Raw genomic sequence first — 13,203 nt, forward strand, 5'->3', positions numbered from 1 at the left:
TATTATTTTACACGAGTTGGCGATATATTTTCTAAAATGCATACATGCTTAAATAAGCTGGGCAGATTTCTTAGAACATTAAATTACTAACAAAATGAAACCATTAACTATGCAAGAAGCAAGTAACGTCTTATCAGCTTGGACTGTTTTGGAAGTATTGTCACCTCAATCATTTCATAAAGCAGAAGACTTAGTAGGAGGAGAAGAAAGTTTAGTTGCTTTATTAGATAATGGACTACCATGGGAGAATGGTGGCGAAAAAGTACCTCCTGAGAAAAAATTATTCTACCAAATAATAATGGGTTCGATTAGTCTTCAGAGTGTATTTTCTGCTTTAGTTAAAAAATATGGTGATACAAATGTTGAGTCAAAACAGGTATCAGGAGAAGCAATTACAGGTGTAATTATTATAGATCAATATGGCTATCTTCTTAAAAATAATATATCTGTTAATCTATCAAGTTTTGCATGGGGTGCTCCTCAAGCGTTAAAAAATAGTCTTGAAAACTTAAGTGACTGGGCATTAGTTAAACAAAAAATGGAAATAGCTTTTGATAGAATCTTACGTAAAAAAGATGAAAATGGCGAAGAGCTTCCCTTGAATAAAATAATGATAGATGAGGCTTATACTTACCTTACTAATAATATTTATGGTATATCAGCAGAAATGCTAATAAATAAAAAATTTGCTCTCCGAACTTACGAATTAAGAAAAAAAGATGATCCTGAATCAAATGAAAAAGATGGTCCTACTAAGACTGTATTACTTAACAGCTTTTACCTAAATGATTTAGCAAAAGCTAGTACTTTAATTGCTAATACTTTAGCTCAAAACCAAGATACTTCAAGTGCTTCAACAAACCTCTTACAATATTTAGGTGTGAATGACCTAAAACGTCAAAATATCCTAGATAAGACAGTTTTACAAAATATTCTTTCCCCTAAAAACATTCCTTCAGCAAGATGGCCTGGATTAGGACGACATCATTTAGTATTACTTCAACAGGCTGCAGTTAATTTATCTATGACCGAACTAAAAGACAGTGGAATTCTTGCAATTAATGGACCACCAGGAACAGGAAAAACAACTTTATTACGTGATATTGTGGCAAAATTAGTTGCAGAACGAGCAGAAGCATTACTGAATTTTGCTGATCCTGAAGAAGCTTTTATTGATTCAGGGGAAAAAATACAAGCAGGAAAGGGGTGGTTCAAGCTTTACAAATTAGATGAAAGGCTAAAAGGTTTTGAAATATTAATCGCCTCATCTAACAATAAGGCTGTTGAAAATATTAGCACTGAATTACCTAGTTTAAAAGCCATTGCCAATGATGCAAATGATTTGTGTTATTTTAAAGCTCTATCTGATTCATTACTTGGAGGTGAAAGTTGGGGTTTGATTGCAGCAGTACTTGGCAATATGACTAATTGTAAGAATTTTAATGAAAAATTTTGGTTGGATAAGGATTTTAGCTTTTCAACATATTTAGCAGAAATAAATGGAAAACCTCAGAAATTCGAGATTAAAGATTCAGAGGGCAAAAAAGTCCTTGAAACTAGGAAACCTATAATTATTAAAGAAAATAACCCACCGTCTAGTCACAGTGAAGCTTTAGAATGTTGGAAAGAAGCTAAAGAAAATTTTGAAGAAGCATTAAAAACAAGTCGAAATAAACTCTCTAAATTACAAGAAACAAGAAATTTAGTTGAAAAGTTAGAAAATTTAGAAAAAAAGTTAGGAAAGAGAGAGGAAGTAGAAGATTTTTTATTAAAACATGATAAATTAAAACCACATATTATTTGGTGTATTCTAAATACTCCTTCATTTCGTGCCTGGAGAGAAGAAAGGAAAAAGATAAGGCAAAAGGTTGTTCATCTTAATTATAAAAAGAAAAAGATTGTAACATCCTCTAAAGAATTTGAAAATCATTTGATTGATAGTAGTTTATTTGCAAAATCCTCTGAAGAAATGCACCTAGTTTCCCCATGGTGTAACGGAAAGACACAATTATTACGCGATGAGGTGTTTATTTCCGCTATAAAACTACATAAAGCATTTATAGATGCAGCAGCCAAACCTTTACATCATAACCTTGGAGCTATGATGAAAATTTTTAGTGATTCTTTTAACGTAATAGATAAAAGCACCACTGATTTTTTACTAGACTTATGGGCATCTTTCTTCCTTGTAGTTCCTAGTGTATCAACAACTTTTGCATCTGTAGAGAAAATGTTAAAGGATCTCCCTGCCAATTCTCTTGGATGGCTTATTATTGATGAAGCTGGGCAGGCTTTGCCGCAAGCTGCTGTAGGGGCTATAATGAGGACAAAACGTGTTGTAGTGACAGGGGATCCTCTACAAATAGAACCAGTGGTTGATTTACCTGACAATTTAACAAAAAGTATATGTAAACAATTTTCGGTAGATCCAAAACGTTTTAATGCACCAGAAGCATCAGTGCAGACCCTATCAGATTCTGCAAATTCATATATTTATGAATTTGATACTAAGCACGGAAGTCGTTTGGTTGGTGTGCCTTTACTAGTACATAGACGTTGTGGAAATCCTATGTTTGATATTTCTAATATAATTGCTTATGGAGAATCTATGGTTCATGCCAAGAGTTCTGATAGTAGCTCTGCAATACGTAAATGTCTTGGTTCTTCTAAATGGTTTGATATTCAAGGAGAAGCGTTAGATAAGTGGTGTCCAGAAGAAGGGCAAAAGGTACTTGAACTATTAGGTACATTAAAGAATGCTGGAATACAGCCAAATCTGTATATTGTAACACCTTTTAGAGTTGTTGCGAATAATTTACGCAAAATTATAAAAGATAGTCATATTTTAGAATCTTGGATAACTACAGATAGCTATTCTTGGCTTAATGAGCGAGTTGGAACAATACATACTGCCCAAGGTCGAGAAGCTGAAGCGGTAATTTTAGTATTAGGGGCACAAGGATCAGGCCAAGGTGGCAGTCGAGTATGGGTAGGCAAATTTCCTAACATCTTAAATGTAGCAGTTACCCGTGCTAAAGAAGTTATTTATGTTATAGGAAATAGGGACTTATGGAAAGAAGTTGGAGTATTCCGTGAGCTAGACAGTAAAATTAAATAAGTCTACATTTTATGATAAAATGTAGCTAAAGCACCTATAAAAGCTGTGGTAGTATCTTCCTGGATAAAAACCAAATCAGGATTAACTTCTTCTAAAACTGTTCTTAACCTCATAAGCCCTGAAGTTGTTATATCAAATAAATCTTGATTTGGTTTCATTAGATTAAGATCATAATTAGGAGTAATGTTAAAAAAAGTTAATACTTGATCAAGCATTCCTCTGTGTTGAGCTGTTATGCACACAATAGTTTTACAATTTTTATATTCCTTGGATTTTTGAATTAAGGGTGCCATTTTTATTGCTTCTGGGTGAGGATCTATAATAAAAAGTAGTTTTTTTTGCATGTATATATATTTAATTATGTTGTATACATCTGATCTGGTTCAGCTAATTCATAGCAACCTCATAAGAAGAATATTGCTAATTAAAGTAAAATATAGTATTTTAACTATTAACAAGTCCACTTATTCTATTTTTAGCTGCGTATTATGGTATTTATCATAGTTAGTCAATAATATTGACCCACCTGCCAGTACAAAATATAATATACTTTAATATTGTTAGATGTATCCAATTCGCACTTGACATATTATCAAAATAAATCATTATGTTGTAATTTTTAAAATTTATTTAACCCGAGTTTATGATTATATACGATTATATAATAGTTGGTAGTGGTTTTGCTGGCTCTATTCTTGCAGAAAGAATAGCTTCGCAGCTTAACCAAAGGGTGTTGGTCATAGAAAAAAGACCCCATATCGCTGGTAATATGTATGATTATAAAGATATTAATAATATATTGGTTCATAAATATGGTCCCCATCTATTTCGCACCAATGAAGATAAAGTAAAAAATTATTTAAGTAATTTTACTCATTGGTATCCATACCAACATAAGGTTTTAGCTAAAATAAACGATCAATTAGTGCCAGTACCATTTAATCTAACCTCTTTAGAGCTTCTATTGCCAGTTGAAAAAGCCATATTATATAAAGATAAGTTAATCGTAAACTTTGGTATGGAGACTAAAGTATCCGTTTCTAAGCTAAGAAATTTTGATGATGGTGATATAAGAGCGTTAGGGGACTTTATATTTGAAACATTATATTTAAACTATACAGTAAAACAATGGGGTGATAAACCAGAAAATTTGGATTTTGAGACCATAACGGCTAGAGTTCCTGTACATATTTCTTATGATGATAGGTATTTTCAACAAAGTTTTCAAGCTTTACCAGTTGAAGGTTATACGGCAATGTTTGAGAAAATGTTAAGTCACGATAATATTGATATTTTACTAAATATCGACTCTAAAGATTTACTGAAAATAGACCTTAATAATAAAGCAATCCTTTTTAAAGGACAAAAATATGAAGGTAATATAATATATACTGGTCCTATAGATGAATTGTTTAATTATCATTTAGGGGAGTTGCCGTACAGATCATTAAAATTCACAACTGAAACACATGATGAAGCTTTATTACAACGGGTAACTACTGTAAATTACCCCAATACCGAATTATATACTAGGATTACTGAGTATAATCATACTATGAGGGTACCTAATAACAAGAAGACAGTACTGATGTATGAATACCCACAAGAATATGATAGAACTAACCCTGAGAAGGATATACCTTATTATCCAATACCCAAAGATTGTAATAGTGAATTGTTTAATAAATACAAAGAAATAGCTAAAAATTTTTCTAATCTAAGGCTGATCGGAAGACTAGCTGAGTATCGATATTATGATATGGATGATATAATATTAAGAGCCTTAAAGGAGTTTGAAGATATAGAATCATTAACTAAAATAACAGCTTTATAATTATTTGAGAATGACCCTCCCCATAGACCTAAAACAAAAAATTATTACGTTACCAACTAATAAACTTAATGGTTTATATGTAAAACATAATAAAGAAGATGATAATATCACAATCATTAACTCATCAAATGAACTAAGGTCTATAACTATAGATAGGCAGTTTATCCTATTTAAGGATAAACAATTTATTAGTTTGGTCAATAAAGGAACTTTGGTTAAGGGTGAAATATCCTTTACAGTTGCTGGAAAATTGACGTTTTTAAATTCAGAATTAGAAATCCCTTTATCTAATTTAGAATGTTTTAAAATTGTGCTTATCTTAAAAGCTAACACGGAAGTTAAAATAAAACAATTTACTTATTACATAACTAAAAAAAGTAAATTTGACAATCCTGTTTCTACAGCTGATACATTGATAATTTCTCCTGGATATCCTAGTTCTGCAAACCTGTATAATTTTTGTTTTGTTCATACTTCTATTAAAGCTTTTACCAATCATAATATTAAGTCAGAAGTTTTTTGTTGTGATGATAATAATAGTTTTATAAATGAATTTGATGGTATAAAAGTTTATTATAATAGTTTAAGTTTTTTAAAAAATATAATAACTAATTCTAATTTTAAGAGAGTTATAATTCATTTTATTAACGAGGAATTACAAGATATTATTGATAGTGTAATTCTTTATTATGGTATAAAAATTTATTGTTATACTCATGGTGCTGAAATACTTTATAGGTATCAAGAATCATTTTGCATGGCTTATGGTTGGGTGTATAACCCCTACGTTACACCTCAGCGAATAAGAACAAAAGATTTAATGTATAAAAAATATGCAAATAATAAGAATATAAAATGGATTTTTGTAAGTAATTGGTTAAAGGCAAAATCTGAGAAATATATAAATACTAATTTCAATAATTTTGCCATAATTCCAAATGGCATAGATACTGATATATTTAAATACGTTAAGAAATATTCAAATGATAGGTTAAACATATTCACTTTAAGAAAATTCGATAATTATAATAACTATGCTTTAGATCTAGTAATAGAGACCATCACTATTCTTCAGAACAAAGAGTTTTTTAATCAACTAAACTTTTTTATTTATGGAGATGGGGTACTATTTAAAGATTTTTCAGAAAAAATACGATTGCCTAATGTGCATTTTATTCAAGGATTTCATACTCATGCTCAAATTAGTGAACTTCATAAAAATTGTGGTATAATATTCCATCCAACAAGACTTGATAGTATGGGGGTTAGTTCTTTAGAAGGAGTAAGCTCTGGTTTAGTGTTGGTTAGTTCTAATGTTTGTGGTGTCCCAGAATTTATTAATCCTTCTTATGGTACTTTAAGTAATGATATAGAAAATCCTGAGTCTTATGCTAATATTATTGAGGATTTATTTTACAATCCAGATAGATTTTTAGAGTTAAGCGAGAAAATGTCTTATGATGTTTCTTCTAAATTTTCACGTAAAATGATTTTGGAAAAAGAATTACAATTATTTCAAAATGAACAAGAATTTTATATTAAACCTATAGAACATGAGCAAATAAAATTATTATGTATATGTGTTCCTGTTTACAATATTGAGCGTTATTTACCAAGATGCTTAAATTCTATTTTATCTTGTGAGAATAAGCATTTACTAGAAGTATTAGTCATAAATGATGGCTCAACTGATAACACTCAATCAATTGCTGAAGAGTACCAAAATAAATTTCCAACTATTGTAACACTTATAAATCAAAGCAATAAGGGGCATGGTGGAGCAGTAAATGCTGGTATTAAACATACTAAGTCAAAATATTTTAAAATAGTGGATGGAGATGATTGGGTAGATACTCAAGGGCTAGATAATTTCCTAAAATATTTAAATATGTTCGATGTTGATTTAATCTTACATGAATTATCGTATGACATATTAGCTAATAGTGCTATAAGAAGTGAGGATTGTTATACACATCTTCCGTCTAAACAAATCTTAATTTTTGACCAAATAAAATTTGATTATTGGGGGCCAATTTTATCAACTTCAACTTATAAAACTGATATTCTTAAGAAATCTAATATGATACTAACTGAAAAATGTTTTTATGTAGATATGGAGTATAATGCTAAAGCTATACAATATGTTAAACAGGTTCTGTATTTAGATATACCACTTTATAAATATTATATAGGCAGACCTGCCCAATCCATTGCGGCAACAGGATTTAAAATCCATGATCATGAAAAGATAATTCTCAATATTCTAAGTTATTTGCAAACTAATGATGCCACCTTATACAATAAGCGATTAATAATGAATAAAATGTTATTTCATATGCTAAAAGGTCATAGAGATCGTATTTTGCAAGTCAGTCCTCTTAGCAAGACTAATTTAGAATTTTTTAAGAAAGTTAAAGATATTAATAATATAATTAATTGGGATATTAATTCTCATGATATCAGTAGGGAATTAGATAATTACTTATCAAAAATGAGACTCGTTACAGTAATAGATATTAAATTTGATAAATGTTTTAGTTATATCAAATTATTTATAAAAAACTTATTAATAGCACCTTATACTCTAGGGTTGTTTACTTATAAAATACTAAACACTTATGATATCTATTATTTTAATAAGTATGCAAAAATATTAGCGAATATACTTATGCTACCAAAAAAAATAGCCAGCATAATATTAAAGAGATAATGCTCAGAAACCTCTTGTAAAAAAATTCGTACCTGCGCAGATAGCTTCTGAAGTATTATGGAACCTCTGGTTAATAGATTTAACTAAATGATGGCGACAACGGGTATATGATCAGAAGGTTTAACTTTAGCTCGTAAATTATAATACATGTAGCAATTATCTAAATAATCTGCAACATTGCTCGAGGCAAGTATCATATCAATACGCATACCTTTATTTTGTTCAAAACAGCCTGCTCTGTAATCCCACCAAGAGAATTCTTGTTTAGTAGGGTTTGATAATCTATATAAATCTTCAAACCCAGAATTTAAAATAATTCTCAATCGTTGTTTTTCTTCATTAGTAAAACAAGTAGTATTTTGTAGCTCTTTTACTGAGTATACGTCAATATCAAAAGGAGCAATATTAAAATCCCCTCCAACTATTATCTTAGTATCAAGAGATTTCTTGGATTGTAAGTAATTAATTAAACTGTCATAAAACCCTAATTTCATTTCAAATTTATCACTACCCACCAATGAACCGTTAGGGGCATATAAAGAAGTGATACTACAGAAACCTATTGGAGTTTGTACAGTGATTTCTATCATTCGTGCTTGGTCAATACAATTAATCGCCGGAAAGTCTTTTATCACTTCATCAGCTGAAAATTTTGATAAAATAGCAACACCATTATAGGATTTTTGACCATGCACATAAAAATTATACGCTAAGTCCGATAATTCATCAAAAGGAAATTTCTCAGTCTCACACTTTATTTCTTGTAGCAAAACAATGTCAGGATCTACTTCCGTTAAAAAGTCACGTAAATGTTGTAGTCTCATTCTTATGGAATTAATATTCCAAGTAGCTATTTTCATTTAAGACTCTTCATTTAAAGTTTTTCATTTATTGTTGTTACCAATCTACTATCAATAGCAAAGATATTCTAATTATTTCATAAAACAATTTACCATTTATATCATGTAGACCATTCTGTTTACCGGAGATACTAAAAGGTTGACAAGGAAAACCGGCACATAAAATATCATGTTTTGGTATTTTGCGTTCAGAAATCTCTGAAATATCTCCCATTGGTTTTTCTCCAAAATTCCTTTTATAAGTTTCTTGCACATCTTTATCAATATCGGATGAAAAACACACTCCATCCCTTTTTCTTCAAGAGCTATACGGAAACCACCAATACCACAGAATAAATCTATAAATTTGTACATATAACTTCCTTGAATAAATTTGTAAAAACCTCCGTTGGCATCAGTTTTCTATTATTATATTTAAAAATTTGTTCATTATCTCGATCATTTCCATTACTTATTTAGTTTGTTTTTATATTATCTGTAGGAATTTCTGTATTATCCGAACGAAAAGTTAAGTTTGGGATATTATAGTAGTAGACTAAAAGTCTACTAACAACAGCTCCTATAAATACTGTAACAATAGAGTATTTTATTGTACTATAATCAGGCTTACAAGCATAAGAATCTAATAATATACTAAAGATCGCACCCCACAATATTAATATTTCAAAATTAATTTCTCTAGGGATATACTCCATATTTCTATCATGTTTACAAATTAAATTCCTGAGCATTATACCAGCACTAGAAGTCAAAAAGGCAAAACATGTTCCCCAAAACTCTAACGGTTCAATTCTTTGTACAATTACAACTATAACACCAATTATCATAAAAGATGATTGCCCTAAGGAATCACAAACAATAAGAGTATTATTACGCATTTTTTGGATAAAATTATCCTCATATAATTGCTTGTTATAATAAGCTAGCAATTTAATGGCAGAGAAGCCAATAAGCACTATTATAAAAACACGAAAAGTATAATATGGAGTTAAAACAATACTTATATTATTATCGGTATGGTGTACTATAATATCGAGTAAAATACATCCTAGTAAGGATGGTAACATTGCTAATACAAAAGTAGTAAACAGCGTAGCGTTTGTTTTTGCTGATATAACGATACCAGAAATTGCGAATGCTATACTTCCTATAACTCCAATAATATGACACCATGTTGAATCAATAGATTTTGGCAATAAGGTATGATATATATATTTTCTAACAATTTTTTTATATTCATCGCTATTGATAAATTCTTTAATTGAATTGTTAAACCTGGCGACTAAATTAGGAGATACGGTTTTCTTACTAAACATTAAATGTACAGGGGTTTTAATACCAGTAGGGATCTCTTCTATTTGATCTTTTTCTATATAGTTTAAGGCAAGAGCTACCCCTGCGATCCTATCAGCAAGAAACCCATCAATTTCATTACGTAGTAGCCCCTTAAATAGCTCTGCATTACTGCCATATTTAATGATGATGTCGTTATTACTCACCTGATTTAGGTAGTCAGTCGTTCTCGCATCACCAAAAACAGCTTTTTTAGTTATACCGAGACGAAAATTTAGTAAACGTATCTGAGCTAAGAATTCATTCGTATTATTAAAATGTAGATGTTTTCTTGCTGAACGTAAAGTAAATAAGGAAATTTCTGCAAGTCGATATGGGATAGAAAAATTGGCAAAGGCTGCTCTTTCCTCGGTATAAGTAAGTCCTGGCACCATATCACTTTTACCTTGTTGGATATCGGGTATTACTTGTTCCCAGGCAGAATCAGTATATTGTATGCCAATGTTAATTTTACTACTAATAACATTGATTAATTCAATATCTAAACCGGTGACATTATAGTTACCACTTCTAGTTATAGAACTAAACTGGTAGGGTTCCAATGGATACCAATCAACAAGCAAGCTTTCTTTATCAGCTATTTCTTCAGTACATTGAGTAAAATATGTATCAATGAGATTATTAGATATTTGAGTACTATTCACCGTAGGATCAGCAACTTTATGATCAGCAAAGGCAAAAAAGTTTTGTAAGATAATAATAATTGGGATGATACTCTTAAATATTTGCATGGTGTACAACTCTCCTCATTAAATTCTACTTCAAGTTAATTAGAGTATACACTATTTTATAGTGTGGACTAATATATCACCATCAAAAAATTTAATATTAAATTCTTGTTTTTTGCTTGCCATAACTTTTGATGTTATGAATTCTTTATCTGCGGATTTAATTACTGTAAAACCACGTTTTAATACAGTTTTATAGTCTAAACTGGTAAGTAGTAAATTATTTAAATTTAGTTGATGCTCATAATTTTTTAACTTAGTGCTAATAGATTTTAGTGTATAATTAAATTGATGGTCTAATTCTAACGACTTATAGTCAACTATTTTCAGAGGATTTAATATTTCTATATTCAGTGAGTCAAGTTTTGTCACTTTAAATCTAAGTAAATTTGGCAAAGAATCCATTAATCTAAAACTTAGTTCATCAAGAAGTTGTTGGTTATAATCTATATAAGTAGTTAGACTTCTGGAAATGTCAGTATTGGAGTTAACGGCTTGCTGTTGATATTTAACTAGCTGAATAATACGGTTAAGTAAGGTCTCATAATACGAACTTATTGTATAATTAAGGCTAGAAAGTACAGGTACGGCAAATTCAGCTGCAGCGGTGGGAGTAGGAGCTCTCTTGTCAGCTACTAAATCGATTAAAGTATTATCTACTTCATGCCCCACTGCCGAAATAATAGGAATATCTGAGCTAAATACGCTACGTACTACTACTTCTTCATTGAATGCCCATAAATCTTCTATAGAACCCCCACCTCTTGCAACAATTATAACATCAGGTTTTATATTTTGCTCTAATTTATTAAATCCTTCAATTGCCCCAGCAATTTCACTTGCAGCATTTCCACCTTGAACAGTAACTGGCCATATTAGTATATGAGATGGACAGCGATCATTAATACGATGTATAATGTCCCTAATTACCGCCCCAGTCATTGAGGTAACTACACCAATCTTATTAGGCAGAAAAGGTAATGGTTTTTTTGGTTTATTAAAGATACCTTCTTTTTCTAATTTTGCTTGCAATTCCTTGAGAATTTGCATAATAGCCCCAAGACCAGCAGGCTCAAGAGCCTCTACCGATAGCTGATATCGTGAATTCCCTGCATATCCAGAGAGTTTGCCAATAGCTACCACTTCCATACCGTCAACTGGTGTAAATTGAATCTTGGCAAGTACCGGACGCCAACAAGTGCAGGCTAGAACAGCTGTATTTTCTTTAAGATTAAAATACCCATGACCAGAAGTTGCTATCTTAAGACTAGAAATTTCTCCCTTTACTCTAATATAACCAAAGTTATTTTCTAGCAATTCCTTAATCTTAGTAGAAATTTCAGTAACTGAAAATTCCTGATTTACTAAATTAGTAACAACACTATTTTCTAGCATAAGAGACAACATAATAGTTTTTATTATAAATTTTTGGCAGGGCAGTTTATAAAGTCATAAAAAAACAACTAAACTGCCCTAGGTTGTGAACAGCAACCTAGTTTTTTAAAACACAAACAAAGATTATCACTGAATTATTTTCTTTTGTCGATGGTTTTTATAATTAGACCCCTTACAAAACTCGCTTATGCGTAAGGATTTGAAGGAGACGCTTTACCTCGAACCGCAGCGTACTCTAGGTTCTGTGAACAAAATTTAAATTACTAGATTTCGACTCTTTTTAGCTGCAAATTATAAGATTTTTTTGAAATAGAACTAACTATTCCGGCAAAAATCTTATTAATTTTCGCTTAAAAATACTCAAAATCTAAACAATTAAAATTTTGTTCACAGAGCCTAGCATGCGTGAGGATTCGAGTACCACATCGACGTACAAATTACCAGCAGAAGTAGAGTTTTGCAAGAGGTCTATTGAACTATAGCAATTCTTTATCTCTTGTTTTCTTCAGATTTTCTTCTTCTTTTTGCTTGCCTTTAAATTTTGTTAGAAATTCATCTGTTATGTATATAAGATCCATACTAAAGCTAAGATGAGGAGCATCTAATATTATGGTACAATCACTATCTGCAAATTTAATTTCTTTATCACCCAACTTAGGATTCTGGCTATAGGTAAGTTTGTATTTCTCTGAAAGTAACTGATAAAATTCTGTGAATTTACTTTTATCTATCGTTAAGATTACTGCTTGGATAATATTATCATCATTACATATTATTAGTAGCTTAGTAAGCCCCTCTAATTTGACATCTCTAACATTGACATAATAATTATACCCTTCCCAATGATTCTGTTCTTTTTTGGTGATATGATATACTTTCTCTACGTCTGATATAACTGCTTTATTTAATTCAAAACCTAAGGGAGTTGGATTAGCATTAACATTTAAGTCGAAAATTAAAATAAATAATATGTAAAATAGTCTAGTGAGCATAAAAGTTACCTTATATATATTAAATTATAATATATATAATATATAAACTATTTAGATTTTCAACTAATCATTTCATTTAAACCAACATAAAATATAATAGCGATTAATTTCAAAAGTTATTTTTGACCAATTTTGTATTGTAGTTGCTAGTGTAAACACATGCTAATTACAGTATAAGAAACTAATTTGATGTAAAATAGATACAATTTTTTG

Annotated in this window: 8 protein-coding genes and 2 pseudogenes; 4 read left to right on the plus strand and 6 right to left on the minus strand. The window is 30.3% G+C overall.

What is annotated here, in order from left to right; genetic code table 11:
- Nucleotides 1–94 precede the first annotated feature (94 nt).
- Entirely contained in the window at nucleotides 95–3,118 is a 3,024-nt protein-coding gene (locus tag AAGD42_RS04425; protein WP_341752390.1) for an AAA domain-containing protein, read from the plus strand.
- A gap of 2 nt (nucleotides 3,119–3,120) precedes the next feature.
- Here AAGD42_RS04425 and AAGD42_RS04430 read toward each other — a convergent pair whose 3' ends face one another.
- The gene (locus tag AAGD42_RS04430; RefSeq protein WP_341752391.1) at nucleotides 3,121–3,462 is read right to left on the minus strand and encodes a UDP-N-acetylglucosamine 2-epimerase; all 342 of its coding nucleotides are present in this window, start codon (nucleotides 3,460–3,462) and stop codon (nucleotides 3,121–3,123) included.
- A gap of 299 nt (nucleotides 3,463–3,761) precedes the next feature.
- Here AAGD42_RS04430 and glf point away from each other — a divergent pair, with 299 nt between their 5' ends.
- Nucleotides 3,762–4,952: a UDP-galactopyranose mutase gene (gene glf, locus AAGD42_RS04435; protein WP_341752392.1), complete on the plus strand. Its 1,191-nt coding sequence runs from the start codon at nucleotides 3,762–3,764 to the stop codon at nucleotides 4,950–4,952.
- Nucleotides 4,953–4,962: 10 nt separating this feature from the next.
- The gene (locus AAGD42_RS04440; RefSeq protein ID WP_341752393.1) at nucleotides 4,963–7,662 is read left to right on the plus strand and encodes a glycosyltransferase; all 2,700 of its coding nucleotides are present in this window, start codon (nucleotides 4,963–4,965) and stop codon (nucleotides 7,660–7,662) included.
- 83 nt (nucleotides 7,663–7,745) lie between these two features.
- On the opposite strand, the gene xth is transcribed toward AAGD42_RS04440, so the two are convergent.
- The 4 genes and pseudogenes from xth to xseA form a co-directional block, all read right to left on the minus strand.
- On the minus strand, nucleotides 7,746–8,522 hold the full coding sequence (gene xth / locus AAGD42_RS04445) for an exodeoxyribonuclease III (RefSeq protein WP_341750398.1): 777 nt from the start codon (nucleotides 8,520–8,522) through the stop codon (nucleotides 7,746–7,748).
- Between the two features lie 37 nt (nucleotides 8,523–8,559).
- Nucleotides 8,560–8,876 (minus strand): annotated as a pseudogene (gene dcm / locus AAGD42_RS04450) (DNA (cytosine-5-)-methyltransferase).
- 101 nt (nucleotides 8,877–8,977) lie between these two features.
- Nucleotides 8,978–10,606, minus strand: a complete 1,629-nt coding sequence (locus AAGD42_RS04455) for a transporter substrate-binding domain-containing protein (protein ID WP_341752395.1) — start codon at nucleotides 10,604–10,606, stop codon at nucleotides 8,978–8,980.
- A 51-nt stretch (nucleotides 10,607–10,657) separates the two neighbouring features.
- Nucleotides 10,658–11,998, minus strand: coding sequence for an exodeoxyribonuclease VII large subunit (gene xseA, locus AAGD42_RS04460; protein ID WP_341752396.1), 1,341 nt, complete (start codon nucleotides 11,996–11,998; stop codon nucleotides 10,658–10,660).
- Between the two features lie 407 nt (nucleotides 11,999–12,405).
- Here xseA and AAGD42_RS04465 point away from each other — a divergent pair.
- Nucleotides 12,406–12,477: pseudogene (locus AAGD42_RS04465) on the plus strand (palindromic element RPE1 domain-containing protein); the annotation flags it as partial.
- Here AAGD42_RS04465 and AAGD42_RS04470 read toward each other — a convergent pair.
- The gene (locus AAGD42_RS04470; protein ID WP_341752397.1) at nucleotides 12,475–12,990 is read right to left on the minus strand and encodes a hypothetical protein; all 516 of its coding nucleotides are present in this window, start codon (nucleotides 12,988–12,990) and stop codon (nucleotides 12,475–12,477) included. The pseudogene AAGD42_RS04465 and the gene AAGD42_RS04470 overlap by 3 nt on opposite strands.
- Nucleotides 12,991–13,203: the final 213 nt, after the last annotated feature.

The sequence above is a fragment of the Candidatus Tisiphia endosymbiont of Dioctria linearis genome, assembly GCF_964026545.1.
Classification (GTDB): Bacteria; Pseudomonadota; Alphaproteobacteria; order Rickettsiales; family Rickettsiaceae; genus Tisiphia.